The sequence below is a fragment of the Streptomyces sp. CA-142005 genome (assembly GCF_050942335.1).
Taxonomy (GTDB): Bacteria; Actinomycetota; Actinomycetes; order Streptomycetales; family Streptomycetaceae; genus Streptomyces.
The window spans coordinates 9,915,837-9,934,754 of sequence record NZ_CP192078.1 but is presented as its reverse complement, the minus strand read 5'-3'; the positions used below and the strand labels follow the sequence as shown (position 1 = coordinate 9,934,754).

Here is an 18,918-nt window from a genome sequence, read left to right as displayed (position 1 = left end):
TCACGCCCCGTCGTGCCAGGTGGCGATGCGGGTCACGGTGACCTCGACGGTGACCCGCTCCACGGCGTCGAGGGCGGCGAGGTGGGAGATGACGGCGGCTCCCACCCGGTCGTGGACGTTCTGGGCGACGTCCAGCGCCCGCCGGCCCTCGGCCAGGACGCCGCGCACTTCGATGTGCCATCCCGATCCGCCCGGCGCTCGGTCGGCGCGGATACCCGCCTCGGGCGATGTGTGGTAGGGCGTGGCGTCCGTCAGGGTGGGCGCGGCGGCTGCCGCGAGGCGACGGGAGAGACGGGGTTGCAGGCCCGTTACGCCGGGAACCGCAAGGGCCGCCTCGGCCGCGACGCTGAGGAGGGTGGTCGTGCGGATGACGGTCATGATGGACCACCGCCGGGCGGGAGCGGCTCCGGCTCCAGGACGTCGACCACGGTGATGTCCACGGCCGTCACGGCAAGACCCAGGTCCTGTTCGGCCGAGTGGAGGACGGATCGGCGCACCTGGTGGACCCGGTCGGGCAGCGGGCCGTCGAGAGCGGCGGCCAGGGTCATGGTCACCCGCACGTCAGTGCCTTCGCCCTCGGGTACGAGTCGGCAGGTCGCGGCCCTGGCACCGGGGACCGTGTCCGCGGCCTGCCGCAATACCTTCGCCGCGGCGCTCTCGGAGATCCGCAGGTCCCGGTCCGGGTCGGCCAGAGGCAGCAGCCGCCCGAGCCGTACCTCTGCTCTGACTATGTCCATGACACGGTCGGCGAGTGCGTGGAGTCCGGGAGCCTCGGTGCGCAGCGCCCGGGTGGCCGCGTTCACCGTGGCCAGTCCCTCGACGGCCTCGCGGCAGTGTGGACAGGAGACGGTGTGCGGGTCCGCGGCCGGCGTCGCGTCCCGGGCCTGTTCCCAGACCCGGCTGAGCAGTCGGCCGCAGGGCAGTACCTCATCACCTGCGAACGGGGGGATGTCGGCGGCTGGGCCGGTACGGGGCCCGTCGGCTCCGGGGGGTTCGGAAGGCCGCGCGTGCGGGTCGTCTAGCGCCATGGGCCCATCGCCTCCTGCAGGGATCGGCGTGCCCTGAACAGTCTGCCTCGTACCGTCTGTTCGCTGGTCCGCGTCACGTGGGCGATCTCCTTGTAGGGCAGGCCCTGCACTTCTCTCAGGATCCAGCAGAGCCGCTGGCCGGCGTCCAGTTCGGCGAGCGCGTGAGACAGGGCGACGGCGGCCGCGTCCTGCTCGGCGGACCGGGCGGGCTGGCTCCGGGCATCTCCCGCCGCGGGCTCGACGACGGTGTCAAGGGAGAGGGGCGGCGGTCGGCGCCGGCGCATGGTCAGGCAGCGGTTGACGGTGATCCGGTACATCCAGGTACGGAACTCCGCGCTGTGACGGTATTCCGGCAGTCGCCGCCAGGCACTGACGAAGGCGTCCTGAACCGCCTCCTCGGCGTCCTGGGGGTTGCCGAGCATGCAGCGGGCCAGGGAAAGGAGGGCTCGGCCGTGCCTCTGGACGAGAACGGCGAAGGAGTCCTCGTCCCCCTCGGCCGCCCGTACGGCCAGCAGCCGGTCCGGCAGCTCGCGTCCCAAGAGGCCGCGCTCCGGCGATGGGGATACAGCGCGTTCGATCATGGCGCCCCCGCACAAGACTCGGACCGTCCGGGTACCCGAGAGGTGATTTGTGACGCACGTCACACTGAATGCGCGTGAGACATCCGCCGCCCCGTATGTCCAACTTTTCGACGGGCGCCACACCGGTGTCCGCCCTATCGATCGAGGCGACCGCCATGACGGAGAACATCACCAGCGTCGGCGGGGGCAACCGGCAGGAGGCGGGCGTGAGCGCGCTGAAGGGCCGTACCGGGGCCGGGACTCCGGCCGAGACACGGGGGAAGACCACCATCGCGGACGGCGTGGTGGCCAAGATCGCGGGCATGGCCGCCCGCGAGGTACCGGGCATCTTCAGCCTGGGAGCGGGGATGGCCCGCGCCTTCGGCGCCATGCGGGAACGCGTCCCCGGCGCAGGTGGAGGCGGAGCCGTCACGCGCGGAGTGAAGGTCGAGGTCGGCGAGCGCGAGGCGGCGGTGGATCTGGACGTCGTCGTCGAGTACGGCGTCTCCATCGTGGACGTCGCCGGGGGCGTACGCACCAATGTCATCAGCGCCGTGGAGCGGATGACGGGACTGGAGGTCGTCGAGGTGAACATCGCCGTCGACGACGTCCATCTCCCCGACGAGGGGGAAGAACCGGGCGAGGGTCGCGTGAGGTGATCCACCACCGCGTCCTGTGCGGGCGCGGTTGATCGCGCGGACGGCGACGTACGTACGTCCGCGAGACGGGTGAGTACATGATGAACGCAGGAACGACGGGCCTCGTGGCCGGCATGGCCCTGGGCTTCGCCGGTTACTTCGGTGGCTTCTGGGCATTTCTGCTGGTCCTCTTCCTGGGTGCGGCGGGGCTGATCGTCGGCCTCGTCGTGCAGGGCGACCTCGACGTCCGGACACGGAGGCAGCGGTGAAGACCCGGCCAGGTTCCCCCGGCGAGGAGTCCGACCCGTCGGCGCGGACCACCGACTTGCCGGCCCCTGCCGAGCGGGGGGCCACCGTCATCCCGGACCGGGTGGTCGCCCGTATCGCCGCCCAGGCCGCACGCACGGCGCAGTCCCGGCGCGCCGCCGTACCGCCCGACCGGGGCAGCCCGGAGGCACCCAGCGCCTCCGCCGCCGTCCGTATCGGTTCGGTGCGCCTGCATCTGACCATGGATCTGCCCTACCCCACCGACATCCCCCGGGTGTGCGAGCGGATCCAGCAGGACGTCGCCGAAAAAGTGGCCCAGCTGACCGGCCTGCGGGTGGGAGAGGTCGTCCTCACCGTCCGGCGGCTGATGACCGCTGCCGACACGAGCCGGGGGCGGGTCCGATGAGCGGCCACGCGGCCCGGCGCGCCGGGCATGCCGTGAAGGAAGGGGACCCGCGATGACACCCGACTCCGGCCCTTCCGGCCGCGACTCCACGCCGTCCGCATCGCGTGCCACGGTGGCGCTGACAAAGGAGTCCGAACCACCCGAACGCAAGGTGTTCGGCCCGGGCCTCACGTCCGGTGAGCGCGACGCAGGGCACCGGTCCCACCGGCCGTGGTCCGCGCGCCGCATCCCGGCTGCGCTGGTCGCCTCGGTGATCCTCGTGGCAGCGGTCGCGGCGCTGGTCGACGTCATCGCCGTACGAGCGGGACGCCCGGCGGCGGCCTGGCGACGGCACCTGGCCGACGAACTGGCCGCCCGCTCCGTGGACGACGTGTGGCTGCTCATGGGAGCCGCCGTGGCCGCTGCCGCCGGCGTCTGGCTGATCGTCCTGGCCCTCACCCCCGGTCTACGCCACTGGCTGCCACAGCGCTGCCCCACCGACTGCCCGCGGCTGCGGGCCTCCTTGGACCGCGACGGCGCCGCCGACCTGCTGCGTGACGCCGCGCTGCGGGTCCCCGGAGTCGGCGCGGCACGCATCCGGGTGCGCCGTCACCGCATCAAAGCACGCGCGGACGTCCGCTTCCGTGACCCCCGGCAGGTGAAGGAGGACCTCACCGCCGTCCTCGACGAGGAACGCGACCGGCTGGCCCTCGCCCGTCCTCCACGCATCGTCGTACGGGTGCGGCAACGCACCGGCTGACCGACAACCGAGCACCGGGAGTCCGCCATGACGTCGCGACCCGCACTCAACCGCACTCTGCTGGCCCTCGCCGGACTGGTCCTGCTCGGTGGCGGACTGCTGGTCCTCTTCGCCGGGCTCGACCTCTACCGGCGACACGATCTGATCCCGCCCGCGGGCTGGCCCCTGATCACCCCGGACGACGTCCTGCTCGGCTCCGCCGACCGGGCCCGCTGGAGCGGCCAGGGCTGGTGGTGGTGGCCCGCGGTCATCGCCGCCCTCGCCCTCGCCGCCCTGCTCGCCCTGTGGTGGCTGCTCGCCCAGCTGAGCCGACGCCACCCCGGAGGGTTGCCCGTCGGCGGCACACCGCCACAGGAGGGCGTCGAACTGCGCGACCGCGCGCTCAGTGACGCGATCGCGACCGAAGCCGGTGCCCTGCCGGGGGTCGAGCATGCGGCCGTACGCATCACCGGCCGACCCGCCCACCCCCGCACCCACGTCACGCTCACCCTCACCCCTGAGGGCGCGCCCGGCGCCACTCTCGGTGCCCTCTGCGCAGGCCCGCTCAGCACTGCTCGTCGGTCTACCGGCCTCCCTGACATGCCCACCGACGTCCGCCTACAGGTCGCCCACCACAAACCACACCGCGTGGAGTAAGGAGGAGACCGACCGTTCCCGCCTCAACCCCCTTGCAGTCTTTCGCAGTTCCGCAGGCGTCGGCACCCTCCAAAGGAGCGACCATGATCATATTGGGCATCATTCTGCTCCTCGTCGGCTTCGTCACCGGGATATCCATCCTGTGGACCATCGGGATCATCCTGGCGATCGTCGGAGCCATCCTGTGGATCCTCGGCGCGATGGGACACGCTGTAGCCGGTCGACGCCACTACTGGTAGTCGGGGTCAGGCCGATCGAGTAGGCGGGCCGGTTCTCCCGACCCGCCCCCCCACACCACCGGACATGCGGGCCCGCATCCGGCGGTTCGTTCAGCTGATCTCAGGCGGTCTTGAGACGCTGCCACAGCCCCAGGAAGGACTTGTAGCCCTGGGCGTCCCAGTAGGCGTTGTCCAGGCCGATGGACATGCCGCGGGACCTGGATGCCTTCCACTTGTGGCGCCCGGCGATGATCCGGGCGCCGTCGGGCATCAGGTAGCCAAGTCGCCGAACCATGCGGTTGCGGTTGTTGGCATTTCTCCACTCGATCCATCTGACCTGGCGAAGCCTCCGGCGGGTCCATGAGTCAAGATCCTTGAACGTCCACGAGGAGTCCGCGAGCTTGAAATAGGCAACCCATCCGGTCATGAACCTTCCGAGCTTCTCCAGACGGTGCTCCATAGAGACTCCCCAGGACCTGGAAGTGAGCCTGCGGACCTCGCCCTTCAGGCGCTTTACCGCCTTCCGGTCGATCCGGATGCTCACGGGTCCTTTCCCGCCAGGCCGGTAGTACCCGAACCCGAGGAGGGAGACCTTGAACACCGAAGAGATCTTGGACTTCTCCCGGTTCACTTTCAGCTTCAGCCGCGCCTCGATGAAGGTGGTGATCGACCCGAGGACACGACTTGCCGCCCGCTCCGAGCGCACGAAGATCATGACATCGTCCGCGTAGCGCACGAAACGGTGGCCGCGCTTGAAGAGTTCGCGATCCAGGTCGTCCAACATGATGTTGGACAGCAGCGGCGAGAGGGGAGAGCCCTGAGGCGTACCCTCTTCCGACGCGAGGACCGTCCCGTCGGCCATGATGCCGGCCTCCAGGTATCGGCGAATCAGCTTCAGGACCCGCGGCGCCGCGCCGTCTGCCACGGCCGGAGTAGGCTGATATGTACCGAGAGCTATTCGGCCGCGCGACCACGGCGGAGCCGTTCCCGGCGAGTGACACACGCGGGCAGCCGCAAGCCGCCCGGGACGGGATCACACGATGGACGCCGTCAGCAGGCCCGCCGAGGGTAAGTCACCAGGTGACGCACATAGCTATCGGATGCCCCTGCCCCGGCTGAGCCTCACGCCGGGTGTCAGCCACGGCCCGCTGGACGGAGCCTGGTGGCCGCGCTGTGACGCGCTGGAACTGGAGTTGCCCGCGCTGGTCGGCTCATTGGACCCGGCTGTCGGCACCGTCATCCGCGTCACCGTGGACACCGCGTCCTGGCCCGACGCCCCGCAGACGGTGCTGGCGCCCGGCCACGTGATCGAGGTGTTCCTGACCGACCTCGCCGCCGAAGCGCATGCCATCACCCTGGACTGCGGCACAGTGGGTCGCTGGGAGCTGCTGGTGATCCCACCCGAAGAGCCGACCGGCGCGGCCAGCCGGCTGCTGGCCGCCGCCGCCGACCCCGAGAACCCGCTGTCGGCTCCGCGCATCCTGGCACTCGCCGAGAACGGCCTCGACGGAGAAGCCACATGGGAGTCGGAAGGAGGCCCCGGACTCAGGTGAGGGCCCGACGCCGTCGGGCCCATGTGACCGGCCGGCCGCTCCGGTCGTCGACGTCACCCGGTGGAGCGATGGCACAAGCAATCTCTTCGTCGACCCACCCCGCCGCAACCGATTCGTGCGGATCACGGCGGGTGAGCGGATGACGCCCGGACGGCGCGCGGACCGCTCCGAGAGCTTCGGGGAAGCGTTGCTGGGAGCGGTTCTCGATGGCGCGCACGAGCTGCCTCCCCATCTGATCGGGCCGCTTGTCGCAGACGTGGTGGAGCGGCTGGGGGGCCGCCGTCCGCAGGTGCTGTTGCAGGACTACGGCCAGCTGCTGCTCGTGCCCCTGCCCGGTGAGGGCCTCACGGACGGGGAACCGCACGTGATCGACGGCTCCGAGGCGGGCCGCTGCTTTCTCGACGCGGTTCGCGTCGAGCTGCCCGAGGAGGACGGCGTCCGGGTCCATCTGCCGCTGCTGGACGGCGGTGACCAGGTGGGGGTCATGGCGGTGACGCTGGACAGTGTCGATGACGACGACCGCCGCCTGCTGCTCCGGATCTCCGGCCTGGTGGCCGACCTACTGGTGACCAAGCACGGCTATTCCGACCTGTTCTTCCGTGTCCGACGCGGTGAGGCGATGAGCGCCGCCGCGGAGATCCAGTGGTCCCTGCTGCCGCCGCTGGCGATGATCATGCCTCGGGTCGCCGTGGCCGGGATCCTGGAACCCGCCTATGACGTGGCCGGCGACAGCTTCGACTACGCCCTCAACGGCGACGTCCTCCACGTGGTCGTGATCGATGCGATGGGCCACGGACTGAACGCGGCCACGATGGCCACCGTGGCCATCGGCGCCTACCGCCACGCCCGCCGCCTCGGCATCGGACTGTCGGAGATCTACGACTTCATGGACCGGGCGGTGGCGGAGCAGTTCGGTCCCGAGCACTTCGTCACCGCGCAGATGATGCAGCTGGACACGACGACGGGTCGTGTGCAGTGGGTCAACGCCGGACACCCGCCGCCGATCCTCGTCCGCGACCACCGCGTCGCGGGCCGCCTGGTCGCCCCGACGACCCTCCCGGTCGGCCTGGGCGGTTCGGAGCCACGGATCAGCGAGCTGGGGCTGGAGCGCGGGGACCGCGTCCTCTGCTTCACCGATGGAGTGGTCGAGGAGCACAAGAGCGGTGGGGAGGAGTTCGGGGAGGACCAGCTGATCGACTGTGTGAACCATCTGGAGAGGACCGGTCGCGGGGTCCGGGCGGTGACGCGCTCCCTGTCCCACACGCTCAAACGGGCGCGGGGCGGACACACCACGGATGACGCGACGCTGCTCGTGGTGGAGTGGCGCGGCTGACCTCACCTGCCTCGGTCCAGGCGAGCATCAGTCCGACGGCTCCTGCCCGCTTCCGGTATCGATGAGGATCTGTTCCGCCTGGCTGATGTTGTCTGCCCGCACTGCCTGGGCCATTGCGGCGCGGGCGGCCTCGGGTGTCGAGTTCGGCGGGACCACCAGCAGCGAGAAGAGGTCCTGGTCACCCCGGGTGATCAGGACGGTGTCGTCACCCACGGGGAAGGAGTCGATGTGCACCACCCGGTCCTCGACGACGATCCGCGTCGGGAGCCCTGCCCAGGCCACGGTGTCCAGCCCGACGCGGGTCACGGGTCCGAGGTGCCTGGTGAGGGCGCTCAGCAGCGCGGGCAGCTCGGCGGCGATGTCGCGCGACCGCGGCCACCACGCACCATCCAGGACACCTTCCCGCGACTCCGTCGTCTCCAGCCGCAGGAGCGCGCACCCAGGCCGTACGGCCTCGTGAACACCGCTCGGCAGATGCCGGGAATCAGGGGGTGAATCGGAGCCGGTCATGAGGACCACCCGTCTTCGGGAGCCGGTGCGAACACGCGACTCGCCTCGTCCTCTCACGCTACTCCCCGGGCCCCCGGGAGCTCCTGGATCGAACTCGACCCCGGTGCCTGCCTTCGACGGCAGGGAGCACAGTCGCGGCATACGCTTCAGAAAAGGGCGCATGCGGAAGGGCGGCGGGCAGCCGGATGCCGAATGTTCCGAGCGGTGGCCGCATATGTCCTCAGCGCCACCGCCCGCAGGAGGTACGCATGGATGACGAACCATTGCCCTCCGCGGGCAACGCCTGGGTCCGCCTCGTCGCGGCGACTCCGGAGGCCGCTCGTGGCGTCGCCGAGGTGGGGCGTCGCGCCTCACAGCCCGCACAGTCCTGGCCGGCATCCAGCGAATCAGCCAGGCCGCAAAACGCAGACGAGGTGTGACAGGACTTCGACGGCTTGCGAAGCCTCCGCCCACCATCAGCGCCTGCACCGTCGGCCACGAGTCACGAGCCATGACGACACTCGTTGAAGGCTCCCCTCCCTGAAGGGAGGGGACTCCTCACCCTCCAGGGCTGAGCGGGGATTTACGGCTCAGGCCGCCACCGGAGCCGGCGGCCCCGGTGGTCTTACGCCCTCGACACCGTCCGGGTTCCAACCTGCCCGGACCAGCATCACGCGGGCGGAGTTCTTGTCCCTGGGGGACACGGCTCCGCACACGGTGCAGGCATACGTTCTCATCGACAGAGGCAGCGCGTGCTTGGTTCTCGCTCCGCACGTGGCACAGTCCATCGTGGTGTGCGCCGGGTGCACAAGACGCACGTCCCGCCCGTGCTTGCGGCCCATCTCGACCAGGGCACGCTTCGTCGCGGCGATGGCGGCATCGGCCGCCTTACGCGCCATGGTCGTCTTCGCCAGGAACCTCGGCCAAAGGTCTCCACCGCAACCCCGTCATGGCCGCGCATCACGGACTTGGCCCACTTGCGGCCGGTGTCCTCACGCCGCCTCGCGATCTTCTTGTGCAGCTTCGCCGCCTGCGCCTGCGCCTGCCGATAGCCCGCGGATGCGGGCCGTCCCTTCGGACGCCGCCGCCGGGCCATCATCCGCTGGTACCTCGCCAGCCGCTGCGCGGCCCGCCTGCCGTGCTCGGCATGCGGCAGATCGTAGGCGTCGTCGGTGGTGGTGGCGGTCTCCTTCACACCCCAGTCCACGCCCAGGACGCGGCCGGTCTCACAGAGCGGCTCAACCTGCGCCGGAACAACGAAGGACGCATACCAATGTCCGAGGCTGTCCTGGTACACCCGCACACTCGACGGCTCAGCCGGCAGCTCCCGCGACCACACCACCCTCAGCACGATCTGGCCCGCAAGGTGCAGGCGGCCGTCCTTGAGGCGGAAACCGCGCTTGGTGTGGTTGAGGCTGGGCCGCGTCTCACGCTTCTTCTTGAAGCGGGGCATCTGGGCCCGGCGGTGCTGCGGCAACCGGTCCTTGATGTCCTTCAGCGCCTTCGCCCTCGACCTGGCGAAGTCCCGAATCACCTGCTGCTGCGGCACGCTCGCGCCCTCAGCCAGCCATGGCGTCACCCCGCGGGCCTCGGTCAGCATCTTGTCGAGCTGAGCCGGACCACACGTCAGCTTCTCGCCACCCGCCATGCCCTGCGCGTGGACCTGCTGGGACTTGGCCACGCATTCGTTCCAGATCCAGCGGCAGCGATCCCACTCGGCTTCGAGCCGGCGCCTGGCCGTGTTCGACAGGCGCACACGGAAGGTGTACCGGGCATGCCCGGTGTCCTTCGTCATCGCTTCTGTCGTCATGCATCCGAACCTACCCGAGAGGACCGACAGTCGAGAGTTCTCGATCATCGTGGGCGACAACACCGCCCGCCGTCCGGGGTGGACACCGGACCGCCCTGACGGCGATCCGGCTATCCCTGAGCCTTTTTCAACTTGCTTCTGCAGCACAGTGGTTGGGCTGACAACGTTGTGAAGCCCCTGGTAGATGGGTTTTCGACCAAGAGAACCGTCTCCACCAGAGGCTTCGTGTGCTCGTCTACCCGTCCGCCGTCGACGTGTCCAGCTCTGCCCTTCGCTTCCTGTCCGCCAAGCTACGCCGACACCGCCGGGAACTCGGCACCCGGTGGCGGCGCCTGAGCGCCGGCCGACAGGCCCTGCTCGCTCTCGCTCATCTCCGCAACGGTCACCCGTACGCTCAACTCGCGGCCGCGTTCGATATCGGAACCACCACCGCATACCGCTACATCACCGAAGCGGTCGAGGTCCTGGCCGCCCTCGCCCCTACCCTCGCCGAGGCGGTCCGGACGGCATCGACGAAGGCGTTCGTGCTGCTGGACGGGACTCTCCTGCCGATCGGCCGGATCGCTGCCGACCGCCCCTTCTATTGTGGCAAACACAAGAGGCACGGGATAAATGTGCAGCTCCTCGCTGACCCATCCGGCCGACTGCTGTGGGCCTCACCGGCTTTGCCAGGCGCCGTCCACGACGTCCGGGCCGCCCGCGAGCACGGCGTCATCGACGCTCTCGCCGAAGCCGGCATCACGTGCTGGGCGGACAAGGGCTACCGGGGCGCCGGGGGCACCGTCCGTGTCCCGTACTGGGGTCGCTGGGAGACTCTTTCCACAGGCCAGCAGGAAGTCAACCGTTCCCACGCGAAGATCCGGGCCCTCGTTGAGAAGGCCGTCGCCACCCTGAAGTCCTGGCGGCTCCTCCGCAAGCTCCGCTGCTCGACCACTCGCATCACCAGCCTCGTCCAGGCGGTCCTCACCCTGCATCTGGCCAGCTCAGAGTGAGGTTGGAAAAGGCTCCCTGCCCTGCTCCGCAGGAGCCCGATTCCTCCCCGGCCTGAAGGCCGGGGCATCCTCGGAGAAACCCGGTGAACGCAAGACCTACCGCAAAGCGATTCTCCGATCCCTGTATGGGGCCGTCGAACGCAATCGTCCTGATGTCAGCGGAGAGACACTCCGTGACGAGGTCCGTCTTCCCGACGCGGGCCTCTCCGCAGCCTGCGCCTACCTGGCCGACGCGGGCCTGATCACCGTCGAGTGGACATCGCACAAGACGCCCGCCACCGCGTCGCTGACCCATGAGGGCATCCGCTTGATGGAGGAGGAAGAAGACGAGTCGGCTCCACCCGCTCAGGGTGGCTGACACCGGCTCTCACGGGGGATGTGACCTTCATCGCGGTATGGGAGTTTCGGCGCGTTCGCCGTTGTGCCCTTCGCTGACGACGGTGGCAGCGGCACATGTCCCGTCGAGGGAGGTCACAGGGCTGTGGGCGGAAGTGCACGGTAGGAAAGCCGCGCCCGCGGAGAGCAATATCTGTGCCCGTGAAATGAGATATAGGTGCGGGGTACGGCAAGTATTCCTCGACCGCCCGGCGGAGCGGAATTGTCCACCGCGCAAGGCCGATCGCACCGTGCTACTGTCGTTCTCAGTTGCAGGTGTGGTTGCCAGAAGGTTTTTCCGACGGCTGATCATCACGGCGACACGGAATGCGCACAGGGCGTATTCCTGACACCGCCTCCGAAGGAGAAACAACATGGCTACTGGCACCGTGAAGTGGTTCAACGCCGAAAAGGGCTTCGGCTTCATCGAGCAGGACGGCGGCGGCGCCGACGTCTTCGCCCACTACTCGAACATCGCCGCCCAGGGCTTCCGCGAGCTGCTGGAAGGCCAGAAGGTGTCGTTCGACATCGCGCAGGGCCAGAAGGGCCCGACGGCCGAGAACATCGTTCCCGCCTGACGCACCGGCACTGACGCATACTTCGCAGCTGGGACCCGCACCTTGGGGTGCGGGTCCCAGCTCGCTTCATTCCCAGGGGATTCGACCCTGGAATTTTTCGGCCCGTTCTCGCGATTCTCTGCGCCGCTCATTCTGCTGCGGAACCTTCCTTGATGCGTGCCCGCATCAAGGAAGGTTCCGCATGAACCGCACACGTACCACTCGCGCACGCACCAATCGCACATACGACCGCTTCGGAGGAAGCGCCGTCGCAGGCCGCTCCGGCATTCCGCGCCTTTCCGCCGGTTACGGAAACCGACAGCCCTCGGGGGGCGAGTTCGCGCTTCCGGAGACGGTCACGCCCACATTGCCCGCTGTCGAGTCGTTCGCCGATCTCGCCATGCCGGCTCCGTTGCTGACCACGCTCGGCCACGAAGGTGTGACCGTACCGTTCCCGATCCAGGCGGCGACCCTGCCGAACTCCCTGGCCGGCCGTGACGTACTCGGTCGCGGCCGCACCGGCTCGGGCAAGACCCACGCCTTCGGCCTCGCGGTACTGGCCCGTACGGCGGGCCGACGCGCCGAGCCGCGCCGGCCACTGGCGCTGATTCTCGTCCCCACCCGTGAGCTGGCCCAGCAGGTCACCGACGCGCTCGCTCCTTACGCCCGCTCCGTGAGCCTGCGGATCGCCACCGTCGTCGGTGGAATGTCCATCGGCAGGCAGGCCGGTGCGCTGCGGGCCGGCGCGGAGGTGGTCGTCGCGACGCCCGGTCGGCTCAAGGACCTCATCGACCGGGGCGACTGCCGGCTCGCCGACGTCGGCATCACGGTGCTCGACGAGGCCGACCAGATGACCGACATGGGCTTCATGCCCCAGGTCACCGCCCTGCTCGACCAAGTGCGCCCCGAGGGCTAGCGGATGCTGTTCTCAGCCACCCTGGACCGCAACGTCGACCTGCTGGTCCGCCGCTACCTGGCCGACCCGGTGGTGCACTCCGTCGACCCGTCGGCCGGGGCCGTCACCACGATGGAACACTACGTACTCCACGTGCACGACGCGGACAAGCACCGCACGACCACCGAGATCGCGGCCCGGGACGGCCGGGTCATCATGTTCCTGGACACCAAACACGCCGTGGACCGGCTGACCAAGCATCTGCTGAACAGCGGTGTCCGCGCCGCGGCCCTGCATGGTGGCCGGTCCCAGCCGCAGCGCACCCAGACCCTGGCACAGTTCAAGGACGGTCACGTCGCCGTCCTGGTCGCCACCAACGTCGCGGCCCGCGGCATCCACATCGACAGCCTGGACCTGGTCGTCAACGTAGATCCGCCCAGCGACCACAAGGACTATCTGCACCGTGGCGGCCGTACGGCCCGCGCCGGGGAGTCCGGCAGCGTCGTCACCCTGGTGACCCCCGGCCAACGCCGCGGAATAACCCGGCTGATGGCCTCGGCCGGCATCAGCCCGCGCGTCGCCCCGGTCCGCTCGGGCGAGGCGGAGCTGAGCCGCATCACAGGCGCCCAAGCGCCCTCCGGGGTCCCTGTGGTCATCACCGCGCTTGTCGTGGAACGCACCCGCCGCGCGCCTTCGCCGTCCAGGGACCGCCGGCGGGACGGCCAGGGCCGACCCGCCGGCGCGGGGGTGCGCCGCAGAGCACAGCGGCGGCCCGGCAACGACTCGGCCGCTTAGGCCGGCGCAGTCCCCCGAGCCCCGATGGCCTCTCGGAAGCCGCACGTGGCCTCCCGGGGCCCAAGGGCCGCCAAGCCGACCATCCCCTACCGAAGGAGACAGCCTTGACGCCAGCGCGGACGCAGTACCGCAGGCCGGACCCCACTCCCGTGTCCGTGGTCGACGACCGCGAAGGGCGCGGGCATCGGGTATGTGACGACATGACCCTCGAGGTGGCTCTGGCCGTCATGGCGGGTGCCCGGGTCGAGTACCTGACCGTGTGCGACGGGGACGACGAAAGCACAGGCCTGGTCACCCGGGTCCGGCTCGCCGTTCTCCGCGACAGTTCCGCGTACACGGACCGGATCCGTCTGCGGGACGTCCTCGACGGACCACCGCCCTCACCCGGCGGCCGCTCGGGCGGCGTCGGTGAGTGCGGCCGGGTTCCGGGCGTACCAGCCCTCTCGTGCTGATCCGTCTCGCCCCGGGCGGCCCGTTCTCCTTCTCCCCGCGACTTCTCCCCTGTGAGGCATCATGCGCTGTGTCATCACCCGGTACCCGTTCGACCTGACCAGGACCGGGGTTCTGGCCTCGATGAAGGGCGTCAGGCCCGAGCTCGTCACGGGGGCGTCCGTGACCATCGGCCGCCGCCGCTACCCCGTCAAGCAGGTGGGCCAGGTCATCACGCGACAGGACCCCCGTGACTTCACCGCCGGAGAAGTCATGCGGGCCATGACGCGCCTCGGCTTCACCTGCCACGACCGACCCGAGGGCGCGCCCGTGGGCGAGGGTGGACTCACTCTCCTCCAAACCGCGTCCGCACTGCTCGGCGGCACCGGGCCCGTGGCCGTGTGAGGGCAGGCGGGAGACCGCCCCAGAATCCCGGTGGGGCCCTGCCGACGCGCGTCGGCAGGGCCCCCACCGCTGTGTCGCCGTCCGCCCGGAAAGCGTCGGCCGGGCAACGGGGCGGAGACTGTGTCTCACCGGTCGAAGTGGATGAGATCTCCTACGGTCCATGCGCTGACGTCCTTGATCGCGACTCGGTACATGCCGCCCGTCTCCGGGATGCCGAGGCTGCCCTGCAGGATCCGGGCGAGATGAAAGTGCAGATGCGTGGGCGCCTCGCCGCGACCGGGCCGGTTTCCTCGCGGACCGCGCGCAAAGACGTCCGAGAACGGGCCGAGACGGTCCGAGTCCTTCAGGACCTCCGCCACCCGCTCCCTCCACACGGCCTCCGGAGCCAGCCGGCCGGTGATGACGGCGCCGCCGACGACCACGGTCAACGACATCTGATTGCTTCGCTCGGACTCCACCGCGGCGGAGATGGCGACGAGCAGCTCATCAGGGTTCGACATGACAGCACAGCTTATTCGGCCCACCTGTATCAGGAACCGCCCGTGGGGCTGAAGCAGTTGCGCGCTCGGCAGGAGGCGGCTTCCGCCAACTTGCGTCAGTTCCGCGTGTATCCAGCGAATGGCAAGGCCAGCGTCCCGCGCGTGCTTGGCCGCCCGCTCCAGCGCCACGCCCGAGACCTCGAGCGCGGTCACGTCCCAGCCGCCGCGCGCGAGCCAGAGGGCGTCCGCGCCCTCGCCACAGCCCACGTCGAGCGCCCGGCCGGGAGTGAGCCCGGCGACCTCGGCCACGAGTGCACCATTGGGCTGGCCGCTCCACAGTTGTTGCCGGTCGGCGTACCGGTTGTCCCACTCCGCCCGCACTGCGGGGTCTCCGACGTACTCGTCATAGCCGTCGGTGGGCGAGGGAGCATCGGACGTCGGCGATCCTGCTGCGATGTTGTCGGTCACGGGCTCACCGTTGCCCATCGCGTTCCGGTCAGGCCACTCCTGTTGCCGGTCCGGCAAAACTGCGTTCACGGGGCGAGGAACCGAGCCTGGTCGCGGGGGCCGGCTGCTGGCTCGCCGGTGCTCTTGGGCGAGTTGCTGGCGTGTGTCCTAACGGTAGCGCCGGGGTGGGGCGCTCCGGGACGGTACGGACGAAACCTGGCACCGGGCTGCGGGACTCTGCTGGAAGCAAGTCCCAGGTGCGGGGATGGAACGCCTCTGCCAGGGGAAACGCCGGGCCCAGGCCCCTGGGACCCAGGTTCGTGCCGGGCTGGGGGTCGTTCCGGCGGGGGAACCGGAGACATGTGCGGGTCACGCCTTACGTGGGGCCGGAAGAGATCGCTTCCCGCCCCTGTCAGGCCGTTTCGCGTGAAGGTGGGGGTCCCGGGAAACCTGCACGACCAAAAAGAGCGTAAAAAAGGTCATATGCATCTACGGGGTATCTGGGCTCCCGGAGCATCGGCGCGGGCTGTTGGTGATCGCCCTGGCGCTGATCGTGGCCATTGCTGCGGCGGACATCGGTATCGGGACCAGTGTTCATCTGGGCCCGTTGCTGGTCATCGCGCCGACGTTGACCGCTTCCTTCGCCGGTCCGCGGCTGACCGCTCTGGTCGGGGTTCTGGCGGAGGTCGCCCTGCTGATCATCGTGATTTTCCATGGCGGGCTGACCACGACCAACCATGTGGCGCAGCTGATCGCCTTGGCTGTGCTGTCGACTCTGGTGGTCTTCGTCTGTTATATGCGGGAGCGGCATGCCCGGGAGCTGAGCCGGGTGCGGTCGGTGGCCGAGACGGCGCAGCGGGTTCTGCTGCGGCCGCCACCGCGCCGGATCGGGCCGTTGCGGGTGGCCTGGCTGTATCTGGCCGCCGAGGACGAGGCCCAGATCGGGGGCGACCTGTTGGCAGTCGCCCGCGCCGACCATCCCTGCACCCGGGTACTCATCGGCGATGTCCGAGGCCATGGGCTGGCCTCCATCGGCGAGGCGTCGGCGGCGATGGGTGCGTTCCGTGAGTGCGCTCACCGGTACGCCTCTCTGCCCGAGCTCGTCACCGCCGTCGAAGAGAGCATCTGCCGGAACCTGGAGGAGGTCGCCGACACCGCGCACGAAGCCGGCGAGCACTTCATCACCGCCGTCATGATCGACATACCCGATCAGGGCCCACAGGCTGAGATGCTCAACTGCGGACATCCGCCGCCCCTGCTGATCCATGGCGGCCGGATCACAGTCTTGAACACCCGCCGTCCCGCGCCCCCACTAGGCCTACGTGCCCTCTGCGTACGCAGCGATCACACCGACCGTTTCACCTTGGAAACGGGTGACATGCTGCTCCTCTACACCGATGGGGCGATCGAAGCCCGCTCACCGACCGGAGCCTTCTACCCGCTCGCCGAACGGGTCGCTTCCTTCCGCGCATCAAGCCCGGATGCCCTGCTGCACGACATCCACCGCGGCCTGCTCGCGCACACCGGCGAGCAGCTCACCGACGACGCCGCTTTCCTGATCATCGAACGCACCCCGTCACGCCAGCTGCACCGACCACACCTCGTATCCCATGCTGACGGATTGCCCCCGTCCAAACCGGCCGACCGTCACGGTCTGGCCCGCTGAGCACGCTCCGCGCATTCCGTCACCCCGTGAGCGCATTTCGTCGGTTGCCCCGGCGGTGCGAGGGGCAAGCAACGGAAGTGATGGACGTCCGGGGCCGACACACGGGCTGTCAGGCTGTCACGCGAGCGGAAACCGGCCCGGGAGGGGTCTGAGGCCCTGAGCGCGCCGTGAAACTCACCCACATCGGGCATTTGGGCAGCCACTGTCGCGCGGCTGGCGGCGGGCGACAGGGTGCGTGACACCCCGATTGTGAAGCTCGGTGAGCGTGACCCCGGTCGGAGCGGGCCCCAGGGCCTCGGCGAAGTGTCGTGATGCCTGGTTCGAGATCATGTGAGCCCGAGGAGTGTGAGCGGTCGGAGGCTGTCGCGGGCGTTGTGTCGCAGTGCGGAGGCAATGTTCGTCTTGCCGGCCAGGCGGAGGGCGCCGATGGAGAGGTTGCGCCAGGTGGCCATGGCCCGAGGTGTGGTGCCCGTCCGCAGTTGGGAAGCGTCCTCGGCGAACGTCACGTCTCGGACATGGTGCAGGGCTTCGATCTTCCAGTGGTCTCGGATCAGGTTCGCGAGCTGGGCGGGTGCGGCTTGCTCGGCGGTGGGCACGGGCGTGCCGGGCAGCTACCAGCAGCGCGACACCTGCCCACACATACCCGAACGATGAGTCCGGCTCGGCTTGTGCGCCCGGGGTCGCCTGCGCCGGCGCCCTCGAGCAGCGCAGCGGACATGGGCCCGTTCGCGGCGGCCCTGCACGCGCGGGTGATCTTTCCCGGGTCCGGCCCCATGCCTCGCACCTCGGTGCCTACCGTCGTCCCACCGGCTTTCAACGGCACGAGGACGGGGAGGCGCATGCCTAGTGGGAAGGCGTTGCTCGAGGCGCTGCGGGTCCTGCGCGACCATGAGGAGGCAGCCCAGCGTGGCTGGGTACTGTTCGGCGCGCTGCGCCCCGACCATCACAAGGCAGTGGAAGCCGCGGCCGGGCACGGCCTGGTCGAGCTGGCCGATCCGGTGATGCGTGCGGAGTTGTCCGCCCACCAAGGAAGGCCCGTCGTCTGGGCAGCCCGGCTCACGGGGCACGGCCAAGATGTACTGCTCTACGCCGAGGCCAGCCCCACCCCCGAGCACCGACCCGACGGCCCCGCCGCCGGCGAGCGGCTGGTGGAGCTTCGCCGCCCGCAGATGGACGCGCTGCGCGTGTACGTGCACCTCGGAGCCCGGCTGCACCTGCCGCCGGCCGAGGGCCTGGCGGAGCGGGTGCGTACAGCGCGCCAGCTCGGCAATCGGTGGGTTCTGCACCTGGACGAGGAACAGATCGAATCGGTGGCCTACGCCCTCTACCTGCGCTCGCTGGGAGGCTCGGTCGCGGACGCCAACCGCTTCGCCCGGCAGTACGGTGTCGCCTTCCGCCCGAACCGGTCGACAGGCAGCGCGCAGCCGACCCGACTGCCTTGAGATCCCACGGCCGGCCCGCCTGAGTACGGCGGCGAGCGTGACCGCGATCGGGTTACCGGCACCCGGGCCGACGGGCTGACGCAGCACGGCCCCGCCGGCGAGCAGCAGCCTGGTCAGGGGCCCATGGGATTGAGCGGGCTGACTCCGGTGCCCGCGTACAGGTCAGGCTTGGGAGCGTCACGGACCGCTCACGCCGCCCGCCAAGCCGCCGGTGTTCTTCACGATCACTGTGTCGCCGGCCCGGCTGAAATCGTAGAAGCGGTGGGCGTCCGCGGTGGTCAGGTGGATGCAGCCGTGGGAGCTGTCCGCCCGTCCGATGGCGTGGTCCCAGGGTGCCGCGTGGACGAACACGCCGGAGCTGGTCAGGCGTACTGCCCAGTGGACCGTGAGGACGTAGTAGTTGGGACTGTGCGGATTGCACGTGATGTTCGCGCTGCACGAGGTCATCGTGATGACCGCGTCCTTGCCCAGCACGTGGAACGTTCCCGACGGTGTACGGAAGCCGGGTTTTCCGAAGCCGGCGGTGAAGGTCATCACCGTCCGACCGTGATCCGTGACGGTCATCTGGTGAGTCGCCGCGTCGATTGTCGAAACGTGGCCCTCGGGGACCGCCCGGGCGGGGCCGACGCTCAGCGTCAGGACGACTGTCAGGGAACCGGCCACCGCGAGCCGGACGACGTCACGAAGGTGTGGGCGTGGGGCATGTCGTTGGGCCACTTCTGATCACCGCCGTTCTCTGTACGCATCGCGATGTTCGTG

General features: G+C 69.6%; 22 protein-coding genes and 3 pseudogenes. 15 read left to right on the top strand and 10 right to left on the bottom strand.

The features are described 5' to 3' along the window. From ACQPXS_RS46075 to ACQPXS_RS46065, 3 genes are read right to left on the bottom strand one after another with little or no spacing between them, the layout of a single operon-like run. A complete protein-coding gene (locus ACQPXS_RS46075; protein ID WP_433455506.1) occupies positions 1–378 on the bottom strand; it encodes a hypothetical protein in 378 nt (125 codons plus the stop codon). Next, positions 375–1,028, bottom strand: a complete 654-nt coding sequence (locus tag ACQPXS_RS46070; RefSeq protein ID WP_433455504.1) for a hypothetical protein — start codon at positions 1,026–1,028, stop codon at positions 375–377. The genes ACQPXS_RS46075 and ACQPXS_RS46070 overlap by 4 nt, the downstream gene beginning before the upstream one ends. Continuing rightward, entirely contained in the window at positions 1,019–1,609 is a 591-nt protein-coding gene (locus ACQPXS_RS46065; RefSeq protein ID WP_433455502.1) for an RNA polymerase sigma factor, read from the bottom strand. Before ACQPXS_RS46065 ends, ACQPXS_RS46070 begins: the two co-directional genes overlap by 10 nt. 155 nt (positions 1,610–1,764) lie before the next feature. On the opposite strand from ACQPXS_RS46065, the gene ACQPXS_RS46060 reads away from it, so the two are divergent. The 6 genes from ACQPXS_RS46060 (at position 1,765) to ACQPXS_RS46035 (ending at position 4,513) form a co-directional block, all read left to right on the top strand. Beyond that, positions 1,765–2,247 carry an Asp23/Gls24 family envelope stress response protein gene (locus tag ACQPXS_RS46060; protein WP_433455500.1) on the top strand — a complete coding sequence of 161 codons (483 nt, stop codon included), beginning with the start codon at positions 1,765–1,767 and terminating at the stop codon, positions 2,245–2,247. Positions 2,248–2,324: 77 nt separating this feature from the next. Next, positions 2,325–2,495, top strand: coding sequence for a hypothetical protein (locus ACQPXS_RS46055; protein WP_351797275.1), 171 nt, complete (start codon positions 2,325–2,327; stop codon positions 2,493–2,495). Further along, positions 2,492–2,899, top strand: a complete 408-nt coding sequence (locus ACQPXS_RS46050; protein ID WP_433455498.1) for an Asp23/Gls24 family envelope stress response protein — start codon at positions 2,492–2,494, stop codon at positions 2,897–2,899. The genes ACQPXS_RS46055 and ACQPXS_RS46050 overlap by 4 nt, the downstream gene beginning before the upstream one ends. Positions 2,900–2,951: 52 nt before the next feature. Then, positions 2,952–3,638 (top strand): DUF6286 domain-containing protein, encoded by a 687-nt coding sequence (locus ACQPXS_RS46045; RefSeq protein WP_433455496.1) that lies wholly within the window; start codon positions 2,952–2,954, stop codon positions 3,636–3,638. A gap of 27 nt (positions 3,639–3,665) precedes the next feature. Next, positions 3,666–4,274 carry an alkaline shock response membrane anchor protein AmaP gene (locus ACQPXS_RS46040; RefSeq protein WP_433455494.1) on the top strand — a complete coding sequence of 203 codons (609 nt, stop codon included), beginning with the start codon at positions 3,666–3,668 and terminating at the stop codon, positions 4,272–4,274. 83 nt (positions 4,275–4,357) lie between these two features. Beyond that, the gene (locus ACQPXS_RS46035) at positions 4,358–4,513 is read left to right on the top strand and encodes a DUF6131 family protein (RefSeq protein WP_433455492.1); all 156 of its coding nucleotides are present in this window, start codon (positions 4,358–4,360) and stop codon (positions 4,511–4,513) included. Between the two features lie 100 nt (positions 4,514–4,613). Here ACQPXS_RS46035 and ACQPXS_RS46030 read toward each other — a convergent pair whose 3' ends face one another. Next, positions 4,614–5,417: a reverse transcriptase domain-containing protein gene (locus tag ACQPXS_RS46030; RefSeq protein WP_433455490.1), complete on the bottom strand. Its 804-nt coding sequence runs from the start codon at positions 5,415–5,417 to the stop codon at positions 4,614–4,616. Between the two features lie 175 nt (positions 5,418–5,592). On the opposite strand from ACQPXS_RS46030, the gene ACQPXS_RS46025 reads away from it, so the two are divergent. Then, a complete protein-coding gene (locus ACQPXS_RS46025) occupies positions 5,593–6,045 on the top strand; it encodes a DUF5994 family protein (RefSeq protein WP_433455488.1) in 453 nt (150 codons plus the stop codon). Positions 6,046–6,184: 139 nt separating this feature from the next. After that, positions 6,185–7,378 (top strand): PP2C family protein-serine/threonine phosphatase, encoded by a 1,194-nt coding sequence (locus ACQPXS_RS46020; RefSeq protein ID WP_433455486.1) that lies wholly within the window; start codon positions 6,185–6,187, stop codon positions 7,376–7,378. A gap of 27 nt (positions 7,379–7,405) precedes the next feature. Here ACQPXS_RS46020 and ACQPXS_RS46015 read toward each other — a convergent pair whose 3' ends face one another. Both ACQPXS_RS46015 and ACQPXS_RS46010 read right to left on the bottom strand, forming a co-directional pair. Continuing rightward, positions 7,406–7,888, bottom strand: a complete 483-nt coding sequence (locus ACQPXS_RS46015) for a DUF5994 family protein (protein ID WP_433455484.1) — start codon at positions 7,886–7,888, stop codon at positions 7,406–7,408. Between the two features lie 569 nt (positions 7,889–8,457). Then, positions 8,458–9,677, bottom strand: a pseudogene (locus tag ACQPXS_RS46010) (RNA-guided endonuclease InsQ/TnpB family protein). A gap of 227 nt (positions 9,678–9,904) precedes the next feature. Here ACQPXS_RS46010 and ACQPXS_RS46005 point away from each other — a divergent pair. The 5 genes and pseudogenes from ACQPXS_RS46005 to ACQPXS_RS45985 all read left to right on the top strand — a co-directional run bounded on the left by ACQPXS_RS46005 (position 9,905) and on the right by ACQPXS_RS45985 (position 14,125). Further along, positions 9,905–10,669, top strand: coding sequence for a transposase family protein (locus ACQPXS_RS46005; RefSeq protein ID WP_433455482.1), 765 nt, complete (start codon positions 9,905–9,907; stop codon positions 10,667–10,669). Between the two features lie 749 nt (positions 10,670–11,418). Further along, the gene (locus ACQPXS_RS46000) at positions 11,419–11,622 is read left to right on the top strand and encodes a cold-shock protein (RefSeq protein ID WP_004986771.1); all 204 of its coding nucleotides are present in this window, start codon (positions 11,419–11,421) and stop codon (positions 11,620–11,622) included. 181 nt (positions 11,623–11,803) lie between these two features. Further along, positions 11,804–13,291: pseudogene (locus ACQPXS_RS45995) on the top strand (DEAD/DEAH box helicase). Positions 13,292–13,395: 104 nt separating this feature from the next. Continuing rightward, positions 13,396–13,743 (top strand): CBS domain-containing protein, encoded by a 348-nt coding sequence (locus ACQPXS_RS45990; protein WP_433455480.1) that lies wholly within the window; start codon positions 13,396–13,398, stop codon positions 13,741–13,743. Between the two features lie 61 nt (positions 13,744–13,804). Next, positions 13,805–14,125, top strand: coding sequence for an SCO5918 family protein (locus ACQPXS_RS45985; protein ID WP_433455478.1), 321 nt, complete (start codon positions 13,805–13,807; stop codon positions 14,123–14,125). Between the two features lie 125 nt (positions 14,126–14,250). Here the strand turns inward: ACQPXS_RS45985 and ACQPXS_RS45980 are convergent, their stop codons facing one another. Beyond that, on the bottom strand, positions 14,251–14,625 hold the full coding sequence (locus tag ACQPXS_RS45980) for a hypothetical protein (RefSeq protein ID WP_031172494.1): 375 nt from the start codon (positions 14,623–14,625) through the stop codon (positions 14,251–14,253). A 90-nt stretch (positions 14,626–14,715) separates the two neighbouring features. Further along, positions 14,716–15,072, bottom strand: a pseudogene (locus ACQPXS_RS45975) (class I SAM-dependent methyltransferase); the annotation flags it as partial. 511 nt (positions 15,073–15,583) lie between these two features. Here ACQPXS_RS45975 and ACQPXS_RS45970 point away from each other — a divergent pair. Continuing rightward, positions 15,584–16,717: a PP2C family protein-serine/threonine phosphatase gene (locus tag ACQPXS_RS45970; protein WP_433456247.1), complete on the top strand. Its 1,134-nt coding sequence runs from the start codon at positions 15,584–15,586 to the stop codon at positions 16,715–16,717. 326 nt (positions 16,718–17,043) lie between these two features. Here ACQPXS_RS45970 and ACQPXS_RS45965 read toward each other — a convergent pair whose 3' ends face one another. After that, complete coding sequence (locus ACQPXS_RS45965; RefSeq protein WP_433455476.1) at positions 17,044–17,313, bottom strand: hypothetical protein; 270 nt, start codon at positions 17,311–17,313, stop codon at positions 17,044–17,046. A 243-nt stretch (positions 17,314–17,556) separates the two neighbouring features. Between ACQPXS_RS45965 and ACQPXS_RS45960 the strand changes: the two genes are divergently transcribed. Further along, positions 17,557–18,159: a DUF6417 family protein gene (locus ACQPXS_RS45960; RefSeq protein WP_433455474.1), complete on the top strand. Its 603-nt coding sequence runs from the start codon at positions 17,557–17,559 to the stop codon at positions 18,157–18,159. 177 nt (positions 18,160–18,336) lie between these two features. On the opposite strand, the gene ACQPXS_RS45955 is transcribed toward ACQPXS_RS45960, so the two are convergent. Then, a complete protein-coding gene (locus ACQPXS_RS45955; protein ID WP_433455472.1) occupies positions 18,337–18,822 on the bottom strand; it encodes a L,D-transpeptidase in 486 nt (161 codons plus the stop codon). Positions 18,823–18,918: the final 96 nt, after the last annotated feature.

Coding starts and splice junctions, on each gene's coding strand:
- ACQPXS_RS46075 (WP_433455506.1), bottom strand. CDS start 378: ATGACCGTCATCCGCACGACCACCCTCCTCAGCGTCGCGGCCGAGGCG.
- ACQPXS_RS46070 (WP_433455504.1), bottom strand. CDS start 1,028: ATGGCGCTAGACGACCCGCACGCGCGGCCTTCCGAACCCCCCGGAGCC.
- ACQPXS_RS46065 (WP_433455502.1), bottom strand. CDS start 1,609: ATGATCGAACGCGCTGTATCCCCATCGCCGGAGCGCGGCCTCTTGGGA.
- ACQPXS_RS46060 (WP_433455500.1), top strand. CDS start 1,765: ATGACGGAGAACATCACCAGCGTCGGCGGGGGCAACCGGCAGGAGGCG.
- ACQPXS_RS46055 (WP_351797275.1), top strand. CDS start 2,325: ATGATGAACGCAGGAACGACGGGCCTCGTGGCCGGCATGGCCCTGGGC.
- ACQPXS_RS46045 (WP_433455496.1), top strand. CDS start 2,952: ATGACACCCGACTCCGGCCCTTCCGGCCGCGACTCCACGCCGTCCGCA.
- ACQPXS_RS46040 (WP_433455494.1), top strand. CDS start 3,666: ATGACGTCGCGACCCGCACTCAACCGCACTCTGCTGGCCCTCGCCGGA.
- ACQPXS_RS46035 (WP_433455492.1), top strand. CDS start 4,358: ATGATCATATTGGGCATCATTCTGCTCCTCGTCGGCTTCGTCACCGGG.
- ACQPXS_RS46025 (WP_433455488.1), top strand. CDS start 5,593: ATGCCCCTGCCCCGGCTGAGCCTCACGCCGGGTGTCAGCCACGGCCCG.
- ACQPXS_RS46020 (WP_433455486.1), top strand. CDS start 6,185: ATGACGCCCGGACGGCGCGCGGACCGCTCCGAGAGCTTCGGGGAAGCG.
- ACQPXS_RS46015 (WP_433455484.1), bottom strand. CDS start 7,888: ATGACCGGCTCCGATTCACCCCCTGATTCCCGGCATCTGCCGAGCGGT.
- ACQPXS_RS46000 (WP_004986771.1), top strand. CDS start 11,419: ATGGCTACTGGCACCGTGAAGTGGTTCAACGCCGAAAAGGGCTTCGGC.
- ACQPXS_RS45985 (WP_433455478.1), top strand. CDS start 13,805: ATGCGCTGTGTCATCACCCGGTACCCGTTCGACCTGACCAGGACCGGG.
- ACQPXS_RS45980 (WP_031172494.1), bottom strand. CDS start 14,625: ATGTCGAACCCTGATGAGCTGCTCGTCGCCATCTCCGCCGCGGTGGAG.
- ACQPXS_RS45960 (WP_433455474.1), top strand. CDS start 17,557: ATGCCTAGTGGGAAGGCGTTGCTCGAGGCGCTGCGGGTCCTGCGCGAC.